Source organism: Flavobacterium cyclinae (assembly GCF_021172145.1).
GTDB classification, from domain to species: domain Bacteria; phylum Bacteroidota; class Bacteroidia; order Flavobacteriales; family Flavobacteriaceae; genus Flavobacterium; species Flavobacterium cyclinae.
Map to the genome: position 1 here is coordinate 2,873,721 of NZ_CP089095.1, position 21,095 is coordinate 2,894,815.

13 protein-coding genes and 2 tRNA genes are annotated in these 21,095 nt (G+C 33.2%); 6 read left to right on the plus strand and 9 right to left on the minus strand.

Translation table 11 applies throughout. From position 1 onward, the window contains the following. From LOS86_RS13040 to mce, 3 genes are all read right to left on the minus strand, one after another. Positions 1-204 carry an Fjoh_0651 family PID-CTERM protein gene (locus LOS86_RS13040; RefSeq protein ID WP_231842511.1) on the minus strand — a complete coding sequence of 68 codons (204 nt, stop codon included), beginning with the start codon at positions 202-204 and terminating at the stop codon, positions 1-3. 202 nt (positions 205-406) lie between these two features. Continuing rightward, positions 407-480 (minus strand) — tRNA-Ile (locus LOS86_RS13045). A gap of 58 nt (positions 481-538) precedes the next feature. Further along, positions 539-940, minus strand: coding sequence for a methylmalonyl-CoA epimerase (gene mce, locus LOS86_RS13050; protein ID WP_231842512.1), 402 nt, complete (start codon positions 938-940; stop codon positions 539-541). Positions 941-1,053: 113 nt separating this feature from the next. Between mce and rbfA the strand changes: the two genes are divergently transcribed. Beyond that, positions 1,054-1,446 carry a 30S ribosome-binding factor RbfA gene (gene rbfA / locus LOS86_RS13055; protein ID WP_231842513.1) on the plus strand — a complete coding sequence of 131 codons (393 nt, stop codon included), beginning with the start codon at positions 1,054-1,056 and terminating at the stop codon, positions 1,444-1,446. Next, complete coding sequence (locus LOS86_RS13060; RefSeq protein WP_231842514.1) at positions 1,447-2,649, plus strand: ABC transporter permease; 1,203 nt, start codon at positions 1,447-1,449, stop codon at positions 2,647-2,649. A gap of 1 nt (position 2,650) precedes the next feature. Here the strand turns inward: LOS86_RS13060 and LOS86_RS13065 are convergent, their stop codons facing one another. Both LOS86_RS13065 and LOS86_RS13070 read right to left on the minus strand, forming a co-directional pair. Beyond that, on the minus strand, positions 2,651-3,148 hold the full coding sequence (locus LOS86_RS13065) for a hypothetical protein (RefSeq protein WP_231842515.1): 498 nt from the start codon (positions 3,146-3,148) through the stop codon (positions 2,651-2,653). Positions 3,149-3,265: 117 nt separating this feature from the next. Then, positions 3,266-3,345, minus strand: a tRNA-Leu gene (locus LOS86_RS13070). Between the two features lie 166 nt (positions 3,346-3,511). On the opposite strand from LOS86_RS13070, the gene LOS86_RS13075 reads away from it, so the two are divergent. The 3 genes from LOS86_RS13075 to pth all read left to right on the plus strand — a co-directional run bounded on the left by LOS86_RS13075 (position 3,512) and on the right by pth (position 5,812). Next, complete coding sequence (locus tag LOS86_RS13075; protein WP_231842516.1) at positions 3,512-4,453, plus strand: ribose-phosphate pyrophosphokinase; 942 nt, start codon at positions 3,512-3,514, stop codon at positions 4,451-4,453. Positions 4,454-4,500: 47 nt separating this feature from the next. After that, on the plus strand, positions 4,501-5,103 hold the full coding sequence (locus LOS86_RS13080; RefSeq protein WP_231842517.1) for a 50S ribosomal protein L25/general stress protein Ctc: 603 nt from the start codon (positions 4,501-4,503) through the stop codon (positions 5,101-5,103). Positions 5,104-5,194: 91 nt separating this feature from the next. Beyond that, the gene (pth, locus tag LOS86_RS13085) at positions 5,195-5,812 is read left to right on the plus strand and encodes an aminoacyl-tRNA hydrolase (RefSeq protein ID WP_231842518.1); all 618 of its coding nucleotides are present in this window, start codon (positions 5,195-5,197) and stop codon (positions 5,810-5,812) included. A 48-nt stretch (positions 5,813-5,860) separates the two neighbouring features. On the opposite strand, the gene LOS86_RS13090 is transcribed toward pth, so the two are convergent. Then, positions 5,861-9,172, minus strand: coding sequence for a zinc-dependent metalloprotease (locus LOS86_RS13090; protein WP_231842519.1), 3,312 nt, complete (start codon positions 9,170-9,172; stop codon positions 5,861-5,863). 125 nt (positions 9,173-9,297) lie between these two features. Next, a complete protein-coding gene (locus LOS86_RS13095; RefSeq protein WP_231842520.1) occupies positions 9,298-12,015 on the minus strand; it encodes a reprolysin-like metallopeptidase in 2,718 nt (905 codons plus the stop codon). Positions 12,016-12,125: 110 nt separating this feature from the next. Here LOS86_RS13095 and LOS86_RS13100 point away from each other — a divergent pair, with 110 nt between their 5' ends. Continuing rightward, a complete protein-coding gene (locus LOS86_RS13100) occupies positions 12,126-13,058 on the plus strand; it encodes a bifunctional riboflavin kinase/FAD synthetase (protein ID WP_231842521.1) in 933 nt (310 codons plus the stop codon). A 30-nt stretch (positions 13,059-13,088) separates the two neighbouring features. Here LOS86_RS13100 and LOS86_RS13105 read toward each other — a convergent pair whose 3' ends face one another. Together LOS86_RS13105 and LOS86_RS13110 are read right to left on the minus strand one after the other, a co-directional pair. Beyond that, entirely contained in the window at positions 13,089-14,477 is a 1,389-nt protein-coding gene (locus LOS86_RS13105) for a dipeptidase (RefSeq protein ID WP_231842522.1), read from the minus strand. 102 nt (positions 14,478-14,579) lie between these two features. Beyond that, a complete protein-coding gene (locus LOS86_RS13110) occupies positions 14,580-21,041 on the minus strand; it encodes a RemA C-terminal-like gliding motility protein (protein ID WP_231842523.1) in 6,462 nt (2,153 codons plus the stop codon). Positions 21,042-21,095 lie beyond the last annotated feature (54 nt).

Here is a 21,095-nt window from a genome sequence, read left to right on the forward strand (position 1 = left end):
TTATAAAGAGCCTTTTTTTATAGATAAATATTTATTAGATAAATAATAACCAAAGATAATTGCCATCACAAATAAAACAACAATTCCTCCATCAATAGGTAATCCTGGTGGCGGTGGCGGTGTTGGTGGTGGCGGAGCTGGGTCAGCGGCAAAAATGCCTTGAATACCAAATAGTACTACGAAAATTGTTAATAATTTATTCATAATCGTTCTTATAGGGGCAAAAGTATAAATTATACTTTATCTTTTACTAATTAAATAAATTTATTAATAATAAGTTAATATTATTAAATAATAAAATTAATGAAACACGAAAATATAAATATTTTTATACTTTACAAGTTTTTTTTTGAAAAAACTTAAAATTTTCTTAAATTAAGTGTTTTCATTCATTCAAAAAACATAGTGGTCCCACCTGGGCTCGAACCAGGGACCACCTGATTATGAGTCAGGTGCTCTAACCAACTGAGCTATAGGACCAGTATTGAGGATGCAATATTAAGACTATTTTTTATTGCACGCAAATCTTTTTTTAACTTTATCTAATTTCTTGGCAAAGCTCTATTAAAACGCCATTTGTGCCTTTTGGATGCAAGAAAGCCACTAATTTATTATCGGCTCCTTTCTTTGGAATTTCATTTAAAACAACAAACCCTTCTGCTTTTAATCGATTAATTTCGCTTATAATATCCTCCACATCAAAGGCAATATGATGAATACCTTCGCCCTTTTTATCTAAAAACTTAGCAATTGGACTTTCTGGATTTGTAGCTTCTAACAATTCTATTTTGTTTGGACCATTCATGAAAAATGAGGTTTTAACGCCTTCACTTACAACCTCTTCTTCTTTATAAGGGGGTTGCCCAAATAATTTTTCAAACAACAAATTAGATTCTTTCAGGTTTTTAACCGCAATGCCTATATGTTCAATTTTTCTCATAAATACTCTATTTTTCCTGAACAAAGGTAGAAAAAATCAACTATTAATATTTCAGAACTGCTTATCCTTCCAAAAGAAATTTTGCTTGATGCTTTTTTTTGTACTTTTGCAACATGGAAACAAACAGACAAAAAAAAATTGGAGCACTTTTACAAAACGACTTAGTTTCGATTTTACAAGGTGAAATCCGTAAAAATAATATCAATAATTTAGTGATTTCGGTTTCAAAAGTTAATGTAACCTCAGATTTATCTATCGCAAAAGTTCATTTGAGTATTTTCCCAACAGAAAAAGCCCCAGAAATACTAAATGCAATAAAAAGTAATACTCCTTTAATAAAACACGATTTAGCACAACGTGTTAAAAATCAATTGCGTAAGGTTCCAAATTTAATTTTCTACATAGATGATAGCTTAGATTATATTGAAAAAATTGACAAAGCATTATCGGGTGAAGAAAACCCTATCATTAACAGAGATTTATTAGACAAAAGAAAGAAATCGTAAGTGAACCTTTCCTTATATATAGCCAAACGATATGCTGTAAGTTTCAGCAAAAATAAAGCAATCAATATTATTACCGGAATTGCTTCTGTTGGAATTATAGCCAGCACTATGGCCTTGTTTATATTCCTATCTGTATTTAGCGGTTTAAAAATCTTTAGTTTGAATTTTGCCAATGTTTCTGATCCAGACTTAAAAATTGAAACTAGTATTGGGAAAACTTTTTTTGTTGATCAAAATCAAGAAAACTTGCTCAAAAAAAGTAAAAACATTGCTTCATTTAGTAAAATTGTAGAGGAACGGGTGTATTTTATGTATGACAACAAAGAAATGGTTGCTCATATAAAAGGTGTAGACGATAATTTTATTAAAGTTACAGACTTTAACAAACATTTATATGCTGGAGAATGGTTTGAAAACAATTCTGAAAATATTGTTGTTGGAGCAGATATTAGTAGAAAATTAGGATTGGGATTATTTGATTATAATAATGGTTTAGAATCCTATGCACCAAAACCTGGTAAAGGCAATATTGAAAACCCAAACGAAGCATTTAATAAAATTTTATTATTCCCTTCAGGCATTTATTCTATTAATGAAGAATTAGATGGCAAATATGTCTTTTGTTCAATAGATATTGCAAAACAATTTTTAGAATTAAAAGAAAATGAGATTACAAATCTAGAAATCAAGTTATATCCTAATGCAAGTGAAAATTCTGCTAGAGAAGAACTATCCAGAATTTTAGGAAAATCTATCACTATTAAAAATAGAGCCCAACTAAATGACTCGCTCTATAAAATGCTTCAATCTGAAAATTTATTTATTTATTTATTTAGCACATTAGTAGTTATACTTACTTTATTTTGTTTAGCTGGCGCTATAGTAATGATTATTATTGATAAAAAAGACAACCTTAAAACCTTATATCATTTAGGGGTAAATCAAAGATCGATACGTAAAATATTTTTCACCCAAGGAATTATTATTACTTCTTTTGGGTTAACATTAGGCTTAATTTTAGCAATTGCAATAATTGTACTCCAACAAGAATTTTCAATCATAATGATTACACCCACCATGCCTTATCCAGTTCATTTTGAATGGGAAAATACAATAATTGTGATTTCTACTATACTTGTTTTGGGTATTATTTCTTCTTGGATTGCCTCTGGAACAGTAAACAACACCTTACTACAAGAATAACCTACTCTTTTGGTAAAGGTGCACCTACTGCAATATCACATCGATGTCCTTCTTGACCATGTGGCGGATTGATTCCTGGAGGAGTTGACATCCCTACAATTGTAGCAGACCCACTATTAGAATTCACATTCATCACTGGTTTCTCAACAGGTTTAGGGCTTACTACAGGAGTTGGTTTTTGAGCTTGTGCATTTTGTGCCGGTTTGGAATTTAAAGGAGCTCCAACAGGTATTTCACAACGATGTCCTGGTTGTCCATGAGGTGGATTCATTCCTGGTGCTGTTGTAGTTGTTTGTTGATTTTGAACCGCTTGCTGTGATTGTGGTTGTGAAGTTTGTGGTTGCGATTTTGTTCCCATCCTTTGCTTCAACCATGCCTCACCCGAAAAAGGTTGAGCAGATTTTTGAGTTTCTTCAGTAGTCGTACTTTCAACATCTTTTTTGCAAGAAACAAACAAAATCGTACTAACAAGTCCTAATATTAATAGTATCTTTTTCATTATCATCAATTTTTAAGAAGTTCAAATATAGAACTAATAATTAAAATTTAATTGAATAATAATCAGAATTCGTTTAAATAAAAAAACCTCTCATTTCTGAGAGGTTTTCCGTGAAAGTACCCGGAGTGGGAATCGAACCCACACACCTAAGTACACGAGTTTGAGTCGTGCGCGTCTACCAATTCCGCCATCCGGGCAATGGAAAATGATACTTTTATCATTAAGTGGGTGCAAATGTAAAAAATATTTCTGCAATTCATAAAAAAATAGTTAAAAATATGCTTTCAGAGTTCAATTTTATTTCTAAATTTGCACCTCATTTACACAACACAACACTAACTAACTACTAAACAATAATTTAACATGCTGTATCAAGAACCAGAAGCAAAAATTTTTGCATGTTCTCAGAGTGTGTATTTAGCTGAACAAATTGCTGAAAAGTATGGAGTTTCGCTAGGTAAAGTAACGTTCTCTAAATATAGTGACGGCGAATTTCAGCCTTCTTTTGAAGAATCAATAAGAGGATTGCGCGTATTCCTTGTTTGTTCAACTTTCCCAAGTTCGGACAATTTAATGGAATTATTGTTAATGATAGATGCGGCAAAAAGAGCATCTGCAAGACATATTACTGCGGTTATACCTTATTTTGGTTGGGCAAGACAAGACAGAAAAGACAAACCAAGAGTACCAATTGGAGCTAAGTTAGTTGCAAAACTATTAGAAGCTGCTGGAGCAACCCGAATTATGACTATGGATTTACATGCAGATCAAATTCAAGGGTTCTTTGAAAAACCAGTAGATCACTTATTTGCTTCTACTATCTTTTTACCTTATGTGAGAAGTTTGAATTTAGAAAATTTAACTATCGCATCACCAGATATGGGAGGTTCAAAAAGAGCTTATGCGTATTCTAAATTTTTAGAATCTGACGTTGTAGTTTGTTACAAGCAAAGAAAGAAAGCCAATGTAATCGACACCATGGAGCTTATTGGAGAAGTAAAAGGCAGAAATGTTATTTTAGTTGACGATATGATTGACACTGGAGGAACATTAGCAAAAGCAGCTGATGTAATGATGGAAAAAGGAGCATTAAGTGTTAGAGCAATATGTACGCATCCAATATTATCAGGTGAGGCATATGAAAAAATAGAAAATTCTAAATTATTAGAATTAATTGTTACCGATTCTATTCCTTTAAAGAAAGAATCTAAAAAAATTAAAGTTGTAAGTTGTGCACCATTATTTGCAGAAGTTATGCACATGGTTCAAAACAACAACTCAATTAGTGGTAAATTTTTGATGTAATCTAAAAACCACTTTATTACGTATTTATTAATTATATATATTTTACAATGAAATCAATTACGATTAAAGGATCAGAAAGAGAAAACGTAGGTAAAAAGGCAACTAAAGCCGTACGTGATGCTGGAATGGTTCCTTGCGTTATCTACGGAGGAAATCAACCAGTTCATTTTGTTGCAGACGAAAGAGCATTTAAAGATTTAGTTTACACTCCAAACGCGCACACAGTTGTAGTTGAGTTAAACGGAACGTCTTACAATGTTATTATGCAAGACATTCAGTTTCACCCAGTTTCTGATAAAATTTTACACATCGATTTCTTCCAATTAAGTGATAACAAAGAAATTATCATGGAAGTACCAGTTAAAGTTACAGGAACTTCTCCAGGGGTATTATTAGGAGGTGTTTTACGTTTAAACCAACGTCGTTTAAAAGTAAAAGCTTTACCTAAAAACTTACCTGACTTTGTTGAAGCTAACATTTCAGAATTACAAATGGGTAACAAATTATATGTTACAAAAATTGAAACTAACAATTTCAAATTAATGCACCCAGATAATACTGTAGTATGTCAAGTGAGAATTTCTCGTGCGGCAATGAAAGCAGCTCAAGAAGCAGCAAAAGCAGAAAAAGGAGCAAAAAAGAAAAAATAATTTCTTTACAAACCATACAAAAGAAGCATCAGTATTTACTGGTGCTTTTTTTATGCTTTCCATATTCTAAACTTTGCAGTATTTTTGCAATATGAATTGGTTATCAAATCTATTTAAGAAACAAAAAGAAGACAGTTTACCCATGAAAAAATTCCTAATCGTTGGGCTTGGAAATATTGGCTCAGAATATGCAAATACACGACACAATATAGGATTTAAAGTTTTAGATTATTTAGCTCATAGAGAAGGGATTTCTTTTCAAACTGTAAAATTGGGTGAAGTAGCAGAACTAAAAATCAAAGGAAGGACCATAATATTACTTAAGCCAAACACGTATATGAATCTGAGTGGGAAAGCAGTAAAATATTGGTTAGAGAAAGAAAACATCGAAAAAGAAAATATGTTGGTTATAACCGATGATTTGAATTTAGCATTTGGCACCATCCGAATCAAAACCAAAGGAAGCGATGGTGGCCATAATGGACTTAAAAATATTCAATTATTATTAAATTCAACGGAATATCCTCGTTATAGATTTGGTATCAGTGATGCCTTTAAAAAAGGCCAACAAGTAGATTATGTGCTAGGCGAGTGGACAGAAGAAGAAAAAGAAAAACTAAAAGAGCGCCTTGAAGTTAGTTCAGAAATCATAAAATCTTTTGCTTTAGCAGGATTAAACAACACCATGAACACCTATAATGGTAAATAAAAAAGGGAAGATTAAATACTTCCCTTTTTTGTTAATTTTCAAAATAAATTATTGGATTACAATTTTCTTAACTTCTTTTCTAGAACCATCTTGAACTGTAACAAGATAAATACCAGATTGAACATTTTCTAATTGTAAAGACTCATTAAATAATCCATTTGAATTATATGATTTATTAAAAATTTCTCTACCTCTCACATCGTGAACATTAACTTTAATTTCATTACCTGATGTTGAAGTAAATTGAATATTAAAATTACCATTATTTGGATTTGGATAAACAAGTAAATCTCCAATACTTAATTCGTTTTCATCAACACTTAAAGTTTGAACTGAACAAATATTTAAACTCCAACTATCTAAAGATCCTCCATCCTGATTAAATGCGTCTAAAATTCTTAATGTCCAAGTTCCTGTTGAATTTTCGCCATTAAAAGCAGACAACGCCTGAGTAGGTTGAACAACACCAGAAATTCCAGGGTTTGATCCACAAACAACAGTAGAACCTGAATCATCAAATGTTGCCACAATATTTTGAATATTAGCACTTGTACATGGTCTTGCGAACAATTGAACTTGAGTTCCAGCAGGTGAAATTAAAGTTGCTGTTAAATCATTTATCCATGTATGTGTTAAATTCATCGTTAAATTAATATCGCTAATTACTACCCCTGAAGGAATATTTAATGTAGATTCTATAGTAACATTTGCAGTTGTGGCAATTACCAAAGGCACATCAATAGAATTCAAAGATCCTGAACAAACTCCTGTTGTAAATTTACTTTCAGTACTAAACACTCCGCTACAACCTGAGTTTTTAGGTTTTATTCTCCAATAATAAACAGTGCCTTCAGCTAATCCAGACAACGAAAAGGAGTTTGTATTTGAACTTGTTGCTATAAAAATATTAGTAAATGCAATATCTGTTGCTACTTCAACATCATAAGATGTAGCATTAGGATCTGCTACCCAAGTTAAATCAAAACTTGTTCCTAATCCTACAGCATTATTTGCTGGAGAAGTTAAACTAGGAGTTCCAAAGTTTGCGTTTAACAAATCTAAGTAAAACATAGCGCTTTTTGTAACAGAACCTGAAGTAGCTGTAACTGTAATTCCATATACATTTGGAGTAATTCCTGCTGTATTAGAAACTGTCATAACAACATTTCCATTTGCTGAAATGGAAGTTGGAGAAAAAGAAACAGTGGTTCCTGCAGGATTTCCAGAAGCACTAAAAGTTGTTGTTCCAGAAAAACCACCTAATGCTTGATAATTAATTGTATATGATACAGAAGAACCTTGACAAATAGATTTATTTTGTTCTCCTTCAACTCCATTAAACGAAATATTCATAGTACTCGTTGGGGCTGTAATAGAAAAATTCGAATTAGAAACATCAAAAAAGATATTATCCCATCCTTTAACCATAATTCGATTAGTTGTACCAACAGTATTTGGAACAGAAATTATCTCAGAACCATCATTAGGTACTTTACTTGCTAATAATATTGGAAAAGATGTTCCTCCATTAGTTGACAAGTAAATATCAACATATTTTGCATTAATTCCGTTTACATCAGTTCCCGCAACATCCCATGTAACATTTTGATTGGTACCTGCTTGCCAAGAAACGGCAGTATTAGGTGAATTTACAACAAAAGGACCTGCAACACCATTAACTGTTACTTTCATTAAATCTGTTGCTGTTTGCCCAACTCCTGAAACATTATCTCTTACAGTTAATGAAAAATTTAAGTCTCTAGCTACAGATGGACAAACCTCCCAAGTATTAGAAGTAGCACCTGTTAACACAGTTGCCATACTTGGCATATATCGTATTGGAGAAGATGTTCCCCAAATCGATCTAAACATTGGACCAACAGCACGAGTTGGAGTTGGCGCAGCAGTAGAGTTTGGATTTCCTGGGTCATTTTGTTCCCAAGTATAGGTAATTGGATTTCCATCAGGATCTGAACCTTGTCCAACCAACATAAAAGCAGTTGATTTTGGGATTATATAATCTCTACCTGCATCTGCTGTAGGTGGATTATTTGCAAAATTTGTTAATGGTAATGTTGGTTGACTAACGCCAAATTTTACATTATCCATAATATCTCTAATATTTACATATGTAAAATAGGCATCACTATTATTTTGAACGTTTGTTGGACAAATTCCGGCATACCCCATAATAGTAGACCCTGAACCTGGCTCAACCTCTGTTAATCCACTTCCAGATCTACAATTTGAACTACTTTGAGTGTGATAACCTCCAAATTGGTGACCCATTTCATGAGCAACATAATCAATATCAAAAGCATCACCAGTTGGGTTTGAACGTCCTGTATAGCCTGTTCCTTTATGAAAACCACCATTTGCATTAGTACTTGTACTACATACACACCCAATGCAGCCTGCATTTCCTCCACCAGTTGTATTAAAATTGTGACCGATATCATAGCTATTGAATCCAATATTTGTATCAATGGTTTGCCCTGTTTTAATATTCCATTCATTGCTCCAAGGATCAGTATTTGTTGCGCCTATATATATTAAAGCATCATTATTTGCCACAAAAATCATAGTTATGGCTAAGTCATTTTCATAAACTCCATTAACACGAGTCATAGTTATAGCCATTTGAGCTTGTACTCTAGATTTTTGAGTAGCAATTGGATCGGCAGTATTTCCTCTAAAGATATTTCCGTACTCTGCAGTACAAGACTGAGCTAATCGATACGTTCTTAATACTTTATCGTCAGTATCCGCTCTAAATAATGCATTTGCTCTTCTGTCGTTTTCTAATGAAGGTAAATGAACATCTTCTCTTGTTAAACACTCAAAAGTTTGTCCATCTGACAATAAACTTGCTTTGTTATATACAATGTAATTTAATCTGTTTTCGGTATATGGATCTATGAACGCCGTACTTTTTCCTGCAGACAATGTCATAGAATGCAAACCAAACTCAGTAACGGAAAATCTAGCAACAGCAGTTTTATCATCTAAACCATTACCAACATAAGATTTAATTGTAGGAAACTTCTCTGCTAAACCTTTTTCCATAATTGGAGTTTCTAAAACACTAAAACGTTCTAATTTACCTTCAGCATTTGGTAATTGTATTACCACATTAGAGGTTCCTTGAAATTCACCTCTAATAGGTGCATTTCTTAACTGTTCTTTTAAAACTTGAAGGTTTAAATTCCAAAGTGTAAATTCTTTTGGAGACGATGCTCTTCTAACTTTTGTTTCGTTTTCAATAGCCTTTTCATCTATTTTATTCCACAAAGATTTTTGTTGAGCATTTACAATAAGCGAATAAAACGCCATTATAAAAATTAGTAATTTTTTTTTCATATTTAGGGGTAAATTAAAAATTAATTAACAAATATATATTTTTTTTCGAAAAAAAATATTTTTTACACAAAAAAAGAGAAGACTATTGCCTTCTCTTTTAAAATATTAAGTAAAAATATTACAGATTATTGGATAACAATTTTCTTAACTTCTTTTCTAGAACCATCTTCAACTGTTACTAAATAAACACCAGATTGAACATTATCTAATTGTAGATTTTCATTAAAAAATCCATTGTTATCATAAGATTTATTGAATATCTCTCTACCTCTAATGTCATGTACATTTACTTTAATTTCATTTCCAGAGTTAGAATTAAACTGAATAGTAAAATTACCATTATTAGGGTTAGGATATATTGAGAAATTTTCTAACCCGAAAGATTCAGAGTTTAATGTAACTGTTTGAGTACAAATTTCAATAGACCAATTTCCTATTGAACCAGTATCCCCAGTAAAATAATCAACCGCTAAAAGCGTCCAAGTACCATCATTATTTTTACCATTAAAATTAGAAAGTAACCCATTAGGCTTCCAAGTTCCTGAAGTTGCTGTACATCCCGTTGTTGGAACAGTTGTTGCCGCAGCATCATCAAAAACATATTCTAAAGATCCTGGAGTATTATCACAATTCCTGTTCCATAATAAAACTTGTGTAGCGTCTGGGTGATTAATCGCAATAACTAAATCTTCGATATAAGAATGTGCAAATCCCAAAGTTACATTTACATCAGATATTGTAGAAGACGGACCAGGTACATTAATTGTTTTAGAAACAACAGTGCCGGCAACATTATTACCTCCTCCATCAGGAACAGGTAACACTGTATTATTACTGTAAGTCATACATGTAGTTGAAACAACATAACCAATAGAAAAATTAGGAGATACCGCATAATAAACATTTCCAACTGCTTCAACTAAAATTCTACAATTTACTGCAGCGGTTGCTGGCATGGTAACAACTTCAGAACCATCATTAGGAGTATTTGCTAATAAAGTTGTAAATGTTGCTCCATCATCAGTTGATAATAAAATATTTACATTTGATGTGTTAATTCCATTTGCATTTGTTCCAGCAACATTCCAAGTAACAGTTTGAGAACTGTTTGTATTCCAAGAAGCATTCGCAGCTGGACTTGTAACAGTAAATGGACCAGCGGCAGCCACAGTAGTAACTGTCATGTTTGCTCTAGCTGTTTGTCCTCCATTAGGTGTTTGGTTATCCCTAACTGTTAGAGCAAAGTTTAATGTTCTACCAACATTAGGAGTAACTTCCCAAGTTGGTGTTAAATTTCCTGATAAAACACTAGCAAAATTAGGAAAATATCTTTTATTCGATGTTGATGGATTTATTGATCTATAAACAGGCCCTGTAGTTTGAGTAGCTGTCGGATAATTTGTTCCAGCAGCCGCATTAGTTTGCTCCCAACAGTAAGTTAAAGAAGCACCCGCATTCGCATCAGTTGCATTACCAGTTAATACAAACGCAGTACCTTTTGGAATTGTATAGTTTGACAATGCTGAAATTACTGGGGCATTATTACCATTAGCTGCTTGAGGAGCACAATTACCTGAGCCTACCATAACTGCATTCATACTTGCAATACTAACCGCATGAAAATAAGGGTCAGAATTTGATTGTACATTTTCTTCACATATTCCAGCATAAGCCATAATAGTAGATCCACTTCCTGGTTCTACAGCATTTGCATTACTAACATTACCTGAATCACAATTCCCAGCAGTATCATCATTTGAACTAAAAGTGTGAGGCCCTCCAAATTGATGCCCCATTTCATGAGCTACATAATCAATATCATATGGATCCCCTACTGGCGAAGGAGAACCAGTAATTCCTCTAGCTTTGTTAGCTGCGTTACATACAACACCTAATCCAGCTAAGCCTCCACCACCTGTACTCACAGTATGTCCAATATCAAAATTTGCAGTTCCTATTGTAGATGTAATAATTGATTGACTTTCATTAATTAACAAACCTGCATTATCATTAGAAAATGAATCAGAAGTAATAAAAATAATTTGGTCATTATTTGCTACTAAGTTCATTCTTAAAGACATGTCTCTTTCATAAATACCATTAACACGAGTCATTGTTACGTTCATTGCAGCTAAAACTGCTGCTTTTTTTTGTGTAGTAGTTCCAGCACTTAAACCTGCCGCATTAACATGAAAAGTAGCATACTCTACTGTACATGCCATTGCTAATCTGTATTGTCTGAAAGTTCCATCAGTTGCCAAAACTTGGTTTTCTAAAACGCTTCTATTTAATTCAGCAATTTCTTCATGGTTGTCTTTAAAGTGACATGCAAACGTTCTAACGGTATGAAGATTTTTTCTATTGTATACAATATAATTATTCAAATCTTTTGTATATGTATCAATATAATAGGTGCCTTCATCACTTGAAGTTGACATTACATGTAATCCAAATAAAGTAACACTAAATCTTAATCTTACTGTTGGATTATCAATTCCAATTGCAATATAAGATTTAATATCTGGATATCTATCCGCTAACCCTTTTTCCATAATTGGCGCTTCAAAAACTTTAAAATTTGAAAGTTCTCCATTTGAATTTGGAAAACTTACTATAGTTCTTGAATCAATCCCTTCAGTATCTAAAGGCGCTCCTATTAAGGATTGTTTGAATGCATTAAAATCTAAATGCATAATTTCATAAACAGTAGGAACCGAAGCTCTTTCCATTTTTTCATGACTAGCTAATTTCTCTACAGAAACTTTAGTCCATAATTTATTTTGCCCAAAAGATAAACTTGCAAACAAAACAAAAATTAATAAAAATTGTAATTTTTTCATCATTAGTTGATTAATAATTTGGTTTATGTAAAACAAATGTAATAAAAAAATAAAAACAATAAGCTTTATTACTCTTTTAATAAATATAGAATTTATATTTGCAGAAAAAAATCTTGAAAACATACCATTCAATATTTAATTTTTCTTCTTCTAAGAAAACGATTGTGACTATTGGAACATTTGATGGTGTTCACATAGGGCATAAGTCCATTTTAGATAGATTAAAAAATGAAACTAACAATGGTGAGTTTTTGTCACTTGTCTTGACATTTTTCCCTCATCCTAGAATGGTTCTTAATCAGGATTCCTCTATAAAACTTTTGAATACGATTGAGGAAAAAACTACTTTATTAGAATGTTATGGAATTGACGCTTTAATTATTCATCCATTTGATGCTGCATTTTCAAATTTAACCGCTGAAGAATTTGTTAAGAGTGTTTTAGTTAACCAATTGAATGTTCAAAAAATAATTATTGGCCATGACCACAGATTTGGAAAAAACAGAACTGCTAACATTGATGATTTAATTAATTTTGGACAAAAATATAATTTTAATGTTGAGCAAATTGGCGCACAAGAAATAGATGAAATTGCTATTAGTTCAACCAAAATCAGAAAAGCTTTATTAGAGGGAAATATTACATTAGCGAATCAATTTTTAGGATATTCTTATTTCTTTTCTGGAAAAGTTATTGAAGGAAAAAAAATTGGTAGAACTTTAGGGTTTCCAACGGCTAATATTGAAATAAATGAAAACTACAAATTATTACCTAAAAATGGGGCTTATGTGATTAGTTGTAATATTGATTCTTCGATTTATTATGGCATGATGAATATTGGAAATAATCCTACAATTGGAAATAACGAACAATCTATAGAAGTACATTTTTTTGAATTGAACAAAAATCTTTACAACGAAAATCTAGAAATTTCAATTCTATATTACTTACGTGATGAACAGAAATTCAGTACAATTGAAGATTTAAAGATGCAACTTGAAAAAGACAAAAATTATTCTTTAAATTTCATAAATAACTTAAAATAACAAATCCCGATTAGTACATCGGGATTCATATTATTTATTCATTTCAGTAAAATATTTATAGAATAACGGAATTGTTTCAATACCTTTTAAGTAATTGAAAACCCCAAAATGTTCATTTGGCGAATGAATAGCATCTGAATCCAATCCAAATCCCATTAATATAGTTTTACTCTTTAATTCTTTTTCAAATAAAGCCACAATAGGAATACTTCCTCCTGAACGAACAGGAATTGCTGGTACACCAAATGTTTCGGTATAGGCTTTATTGGCGGCTTGGTATCCAACACTATCAATTGGAGTAACATACCCTTGTCCACCATGATGAGGCGTTACCTTAACTTTTACTGATTTAGGTGCAATGCTTTCAAAATGATTTTTGAATAATTCAGTTATTTCTTCCCAATCTTGATTTGGTACTAAACGCATAGATATTTTAGCAAATGCTTTACTTGCAATTACTGTTTTAGCACCTTCACCTGTATAACCACCCCAAATTCCATTAACATCTAATGTAGGGCGAATCGAGTTTCGCTCGTTAGTTACATAACCCGCTTCGCCATGAATATCTTCAATATCCAACGCTTTTTTATAATTTTCTAATGAAAAGGGTGCTTTTGCCATTTCAGCTCTTTCAGCAGCAGACAATTCTTCAACCTTGTCATAAAACCCTGGAATGGTAATGTGATTGTTTTCATCATGTAAGGAAGCAATCATCTTTGTTAATATATTGATTGGATTTGCTACAGCTCCACCATATAATCCCGAATGTAAATCGCGATTTGGCCCTGTAACTTCTACTTCAACATAACTTAAACCTCTTAATCCAGTTGTAATGGATGGTTGCTGATTAGAAATCATTCCCGTATCAGAAATTAAGATTACATCATTAGCTAATTTCTCCTGATTTCTTTCAACAAACCAACCCAAACTTTTTGAACCTACTTCTTCTTCACCTTCAATCATGAACTTAACATTACATGGCAAACAATTGTTTTGAATCATATATTCAAAAGCTTTCACATGCATGTACATTTGGCCTTTATCATCGCATGCTCCACGAGCAAAAATGGCTCCTTCAGGATGAATTTCTGTAGTTTTAATTACAGGCTCAAAAGGTGGCGAAGTCCATAATTCCATTGGATCTGGTGGTTGCACATCATAATGTCCATAAACTAAAACTGTTGGTAAGTTTTTGTCGATTATTTTTTCTCCATAAACAATAGGATAACCTGGTGTTTCGCAAAGTTCTACAAAATCGCAACCTGCTTTCTCTAGACTTGCCTTAACAGCTTCAGCAGTTAAAACAACATCATGAGCATAAGCACTATCTGCACTAACAGATGGAATTTTTAAAAGTTCGATTAATTCATTTAAAAAGCGTTCTTTATTTTCTTGAACGTATTGTTTTATATTGTCCATTGTGATTGTTTGATAATGTTCAAAAATACAAAATTGATTTCAATTGAAATAAAAAAAGCCCAATCTTTAATAAGATTGGGCTTTAACAACTTATATTTATTATTAATAAATAATTTTTTTCGTAACAACAACACCATTAGATAATGTAACTTGAACTATTAACGGCACTGTGTTTTTCTGTAATGAAGAAATTTCAAATGTTCTTGCATTAATTTCTCTTTGAACTAATAAATCTTGACCTAAAACATTGTGAACATGTACACTTTGGATAGTGTCTTTTAAGGCATGAATCGAAATTGTATTAGAAGCTGTAATTAATACATTTGAATTCAATTCAAAATCCTCATTACTTAATGTCTCATTAGTATATCGCAATACAAATCTTGAATTATGAATTCCATCATTAGCAATAAAATTATATGGTGCTATTTTCAAATCATGAATTACACCTAAATCTTTATCTTCTATATAGATATTTTGATTAGCACTAAATAATCCATCAACTTCAGCAAGAGCAAGTGTATAATCCCCCGAAACATTGGTTTTAAATCCTAATGGAACTTTGTCCTCAGTATCAAATGGTAGCGCTCTTCCTTGAATAGTCATAATGTTATTTTCATCAATTAAAGAATAAAAGTTTTGAGCTGATTTATAACCAGTAGTAGCATCAAACATTCTATCTTTCTCTTGAGTTGCCCCTTCAACATAAGCAACCAACGTGCGTATTGTTTGACTTGGAGTAACTAAATCTAACCAAATTCTGTGACGTTCAACGTCTCCACCAACGGTATTATGAGACACATTGTTTTCGCTTCTATAAAACTGACTATTAGAATATCCTTTATCACGCATTGCATTGTTAAATAAAGCCGTACTTGTTGTGGCAGTTCCAGAGTTCATTAAAACAAAGAAACTTTGTCCACCACCAATAACACTTAACGTACCACTTCCGCTTGTAGCTCCAGATCCATTAATTGCAATATAATCTGATGCTGTATAATTTGACACGAAATTATCATAAAACGGATCAGCAATAGCCGTACTTGGTAAGGTTCCATGAGTCCATAAGCGAACAAAACCATCTAATTCAGTGTTTGCTGCTAAGAATGAACCTATACTAATAGCTGATGGATAAGGATTTCCTAGTAAATTCCAGTTATCATCTGTATCTAATCGCATTACGCCGTTTGGTCCTACAGAACCTGCACCAATATCACTACCTCTTTTTATTGTAGGAGTATAAACTCCATTCCTTGGAACACCAATAAAGTTTCTAGACAGAACTCCTCTCATAATATAACCAACAGCAGGTTGCATTAAAGTATTTGTAGCAGCTACCCAATTTCCTTGTCCTCCATTTGGATTTAACACATCTGGATTCCAAGTATAAATATATCCATTTGGTGTATTTACTCCATCTACTGGAGAAGACCAATAAACGTAATCTAAAGGAACTCCTGTTGTTGCTCTTCTATATGAAATGTTTCCAGTATTAACACCTAAGTCATTAATTTGAACTAAAGAACCATTATTCATTACATTTAAAGTACCGTTATTTGTAATATCATTTGTTACTTCTACATAATTGTTAGCCTGAATATCTAAAGTATAAGTAGCATTTACTAACAAACTACAACATTCAAAACTTCCATGTAATGCTGTATCATAATTTCCGTTAATCGTTGCAAATTTAGTTGCATCTGGAATACCATTACTCCAATCTGTTCCATTCCATGTTGTAGCATTTGTATCGGTAATTTTAACCGCATTAGTTGCTGAATAACATGTTACCGAATTCTCTCTTATTTGACAATAATATTGATAATTAATAACTCCAGAAATATCAGAAATTGATAAAGAAGCCGTTGTCGCTCCACTATAAATGCCACCATCAACAACAGCTGTCCATGTAGCACTACCCGGTGCTGCATAAAACCACTGATACGCTAATGGATTACTACCTACAAATCCTTCAGAACCAGAAGTTGTTAATGTAGCTGAAGTAGAAGCACAAGATGGTGTGTATGAAGGTTGTGTATTAACCGTTGGCGCTACACTAACTGGAGGAACTAAACCAGCACTAGGAATGCATTGTCCAGCAACTAAAGGAGTTGTAGACCAATCAGCCGCAACATAAGTTGCTCTTGCGCTTAATGCTCCAGCATTTCTTACCATATAATATCCAGGGCCTGTAATGTATGCATGTACATCATCAATAACAATCGTTCCAGCCGCATTTCTTAATTGAATTTGATCGTTTTCATTAAAACCAGCGGTTAAATCACCATTAGTTGCAGTTCCACAACTAGCAGCATCAACTGTAATTACCCCTAATGCTCCAGGAGCAATTGTTCCTGATAAAATAGCATAGCTAGACATAGCTCCGCCATAATCTCCAGCTCTATAAATGCTATAATCTGCTAAATTAACCGTTGTTGCAGTACCATTATATAATGTTATAAACCCACCATCACCTGATTGCTCATCGTGTAATTCATAAATTATTAAATCAGTTGTTGAGACTCCTTCACATGAAGTAACATCTTGAGTTATTATTGTATAAGCATTATCAATATTACAAGGTTGTGTATCTTTTACCGATAACATTCCTGTTGTAGCACCGGCAGGAATTATTGCTACAATTTGAGTTCCAGTATTTGAAACAATTGTTGCATTAACACCAGAGAAAGTTACAGTTGCGCCAGTTAGTCCAGTTCCATTAATCGTTACTTCTGTTCCTACTGGACCAGATGTTGGCGTAAATGTTGTAACTGTATGTGTTGGAATACAAGTATTAACAACTTCAATTGTGTAATCTTCTGTTGAACCATAAGTAAATGTTCCACAAGGAGAAATTGTACCTAAAGAACCTCCTTCTATTTGAACAATTCTCATTCTATAATTTCCTACAGGTTGACCTCCAGGAACGTTAATTGTAAAGTTTTCAATAACATTACCACCAGAAACCGCAACAAGAACTGTTCCTATTGTTTCATTGGCATCTAGAAAATCACCATCGTTATTCCAATCAATCCAAACTCCTCCGGCCCCATCATATTGAGTACCATCATTACAATCTCCAAATTCAACTGAAACGGTATAACTTCCTCCCACTTGTAAATCAGCACTCATAACGGTGTAGTTGTTTACTCCTGTTGTACAAGCGTTTGTTGTATTATTTGAAATCGAAGTAGAATATCCAACTAAAGTAACGTTTTCAATTTCTGAATCTAAATTTGATGTTGCACCAGAAGTACAATAAGCAAGAGTTGGTGTACAACTAACCTCAACACCATTACTCCAATTTAAATCGTTTCTAGTAAATATTTTAAAATAATAGGTTGTTCCATTTGTCAATCCTGTTATAGTAACAGATGTTCCTGTTCCTTTATAAACTGTAAATCCACCATCAAAAGCAGTTCCTGAACCAAAAACGGAGTTATCTGTATAAGCCCCACCATTTCCTGATGGAATTGCCGTTGTAAATGTTCCATCTGTAGCAAAAACCAATACATTGTCACTACAACCTGCTGGAGCTGTCCAACTAACTGTAGCTGTACCATTTTCACAAACCGATGTAACTGCTCCTGTTACATTATTTGGAATAGCACTTTGAATTGTATGTGCATCATTTGCGTAAGCAGTTCCGGATTTATTTCCTGAAACAAAGGTTAAATCAGCCGTAGTAATTGCATCAACAACAATTGTATTACTGGCTGTTCCAGTACAAGGAACATCAGTAGTTATAAAGAAATATCCAGTTGTTGCATCATTTATTAATTGCGTAAATCCTGTAAATGTATGTGAACCTGGACCTAAAGTTAGTGTTTCACTATCTAGATTTGTGTCAGAGGCACTGTTAAAAGTTGCATCAGCTGAATACCACAATTTGAAATTGGTAATATTAGATGCTGCATATGTACCTGAAGTATTAAAAACTACATTGTTTAAAGTAGCATTAGCATTTGTTACTGCTAAATTAAATGCATACACAACATTATTAGTAGTTCCTTGTGTTATATTAGAAGCTGTAACTGCAGGATTAGATGAACTTAAAACAATACTTGGTGTTGCAAATCCATTACCTGTGATAGCAAAATCGTATGGATTTTCATTAGAATCATCATTAACAATTGAAATAGTTGCATTTCTTGTCCCTACAGCTGAAGGATCGAATGTAACTTGAAAAGTTGTTGAAGCACCAGCCGCTACAGTTGCCGATGGAGCAGAAGTTACAGTAAAATCAGCAGCATTAGCACCTCCAATTGTAATAGTTCCAATATTTAATGTTGCAGTCCCTAAATTTTGAATGGTAAATGTTTTTACAATAATACCTCCTGCAATGTCAGCTGATCCAAAATTAGTGTCATCGCCTACAATTGGTGTAGTGTCTCCGTCTAAAATAGTAACACTGTTTCCTTGTACATTAATTTCTGGAGCTGCAGGCGCACATGAATTAGAGTGTACCCCTAAGTCAGAAATGTAATCTGTAGCATAACCTGTCCATTCTGAAGCAGGGTTAAAAGCATCTGCTCCATTTGCATCACCTATTTGAATAGCAAAATTTCTAACTAAAGTATTATCAGCTGTAGATTGAAGACCTGTTCCCCATTCAGTACCTGGGTCAGTTCCTATTTGACCAATAACATCTATAACCGCACCAGACTTTCTCAATGCAATAGCATCATCTCCTGTAAAAGTTAGTCCCCCAGAAGTTTGATTTGCAATAGCTAATATAGATGCATTTGCACTAGAATTAGAAACAACATGAGTTCCGTAAGCCAAAATAGTACCCGTTAATGCAACATTGCCTGAAGCGGTAGGATTTCCATTTGTGTAATAAGCTATATCATAACTTGATAGATTAATTGGAGCGGCTGTTGGGTTATAAATTTCTATTGCTTTATTGTTGCTACTTCCTTCAATATATTCTGAAATAAACAAATCCCCGCAATTTACTACAGGTGATGTTGCTTCTGCAGTTATAGCAAAATCGTAACTTGATTCGTTACTATCATTATTTGAAATGGTAACCACATCATTAAATGTTGCCGCAGTTGCGCTATTGAAAGTCACCGTAAATGTTGTTGAACTTCCGGCAGTAATTGTTGTTGGTAATGTAATTCCACCTATAGTAAATACTGAACCAGTTGCTAAAGTAATATTTGAAACGGTTAAGTTTGATGTTCCCGTGTTTTGAATTGTATATGTCTTTACAATATTAGTAGATACGGTTGCACTTCCAAAATTAGTATCATCAGTTAAAGAAGGTGTTGCATCACCATCAACAATAGTAATACTATTTCCTTGTACATTAATTTCTGGTGCAGAAACAGTTAAAACTCCATTTATATTTGAAGTACCATCCCAAAATCCTCCATTAAATCCTCCATATCTATAAGCCCCACTTCCTAATTGGAAACGAGAAGCATAATAATAGGTACCACCAGATAATAGTGAACCTATTTCTGCTTGATACTCATCATTATTTCCTGATTGTGCATTAAAACTTGCAGCAACCCATGTCCAGCCTCCAGAGCTTGGGTCTGTGTTTGCTGTACTATACCCTATCCAACCTTGAATTCCAGCTCCTTGACCTGCAGGATCAGTGACCCCAGATTCATAAACTTGTGCATACACTGTATAAGTACCTCCTTCCGTTATTGAACCGCTAGCAGGCCATTGTACATTACACCAATCAACAACAGATGGATTAACTGTTAAAACTCCGTTTACATTAGAACTACCATCCCAGAATCCTCCATTATATCCTCCGTATCTATATGGCCCTCCATTTAATTGAAAACGAGAAGCATAATAGTAAGTACCTGGCGCAAGAGCTGAACCTATATCTGCCACTAATTCATCATTATTACCTACTTGTGTATTAAAACTTGCAGCAACCCATGTCCAACCTGCTGTACTTGGGTCTGTGTTAGCAGTGCTATATCCTATCCATCCTTGTATTCCTGTTCCTATTCCAGCTGCTTCAGTAACACCTGGCTCATATGCTTGAGCATACACATTAAATGTCCCACCTTGCGTAATAGTACCATTTGCTGGTGATTGAACATTACACCAATTAACTTCGTCAGTAGCAACAGCTTTTGTAATACTTACATCATCCATTGTTAAGTTAGAAGACCCTTTTGTGAAAGTCCATCGCACATATCTAGTAGTTGCTTGCAATGTATAAGGTCCTCTAGTTGTACAAGTTGTTGGAAGCCCTGCTGTTCCGGTTAAACTAACAACAGTACTATAGCTAATACCATCTGCAGACTCTTCAACTAATAAAACAGAAGTCGATGCAGCAGTATTAGATTTAACTACAAAACTTAATTGATCTGGAGCTGAATCAAAATTAACAATTTTTAAATTTCCAGTAGTGTCAAATCTTGCACCATTATTACCTGAACAAGCAAAAGTTGTTAGATAAGACAATAAAGGCGTATCTGTCCATCCAGTTGGTGTAGAATTCCATAAAGTTCTTGTTACAGGCAAAACAGCCTGCCCCCAACTCATAACTGAGGTAAATAATACAACAATAAATAATTTTAATTTCATATTTTTACAATTAAAATGATATGCTTGCATAATTTTTTTCAAAAATTAGAAAAG

What these genes read in the sequence shown, in the direction of transcription:
- LOS86_RS13040 (WP_231842511.1), bottom strand. Translation starts at nt 204, where the DNA reads ATGAATAAATTATTAACAATTTTCGTAGTACTATTTGGTATTCAAGGC.
- mce (WP_231842512.1), bottom strand. Translation starts at nt 940, where the DNA reads ATGAGAAAAATTGAACATATAGGCATTGCGGTTAAAAACCTGAAAGAA.
- rbfA (WP_231842513.1), top strand. Translation starts at nt 1,054, where the DNA reads ATGGAAACAAACAGACAAAAAAAAATTGGAGCACTTTTACAAAACGAC.
- LOS86_RS13065 (WP_231842515.1), bottom strand. Translation starts at nt 3,148, where the DNA reads ATGAAAAAGATACTATTAATATTAGGACTTGTTAGTACGATTTTGTTT.
- LOS86_RS13075 (WP_231842516.1), top strand. Translation starts at nt 3,512, where the DNA reads ATGCTGTATCAAGAACCAGAAGCAAAAATTTTTGCATGTTCTCAGAGT.
- LOS86_RS13080 (WP_231842517.1), top strand. Translation starts at nt 4,501, where the DNA reads ATGAAATCAATTACGATTAAAGGATCAGAAAGAGAAAACGTAGGTAAA.
- pth (WP_231842518.1), top strand. Translation starts at nt 5,195, where the DNA reads ATGAATTGGTTATCAAATCTATTTAAGAAACAAAAAGAAGACAGTTTA.
- LOS86_RS13090 (WP_231842519.1), bottom strand. Translation starts at nt 9,172, where the DNA reads ATGAAAAAAAAATTACTAATTTTTATAATGGCGTTTTATTCGCTTATT.
- LOS86_RS13095 (WP_231842520.1), bottom strand. Translation starts at nt 12,015, where the DNA reads ATGATGAAAAAATTACAATTTTTATTAATTTTTGTTTTGTTTGCAAGT.
- LOS86_RS13105 (WP_231842522.1), bottom strand. Translation starts at nt 14,477, where the DNA reads ATGGACAATATAAAACAATACGTTCAAGAAAATAAAGAACGCTTTTTA.
- LOS86_RS13110 (WP_231842523.1), bottom strand. Translation starts at nt 21,041, where the DNA reads ATGAAATTAAAATTATTTATTGTTGTATTATTTACCTCAGTTATGAGT.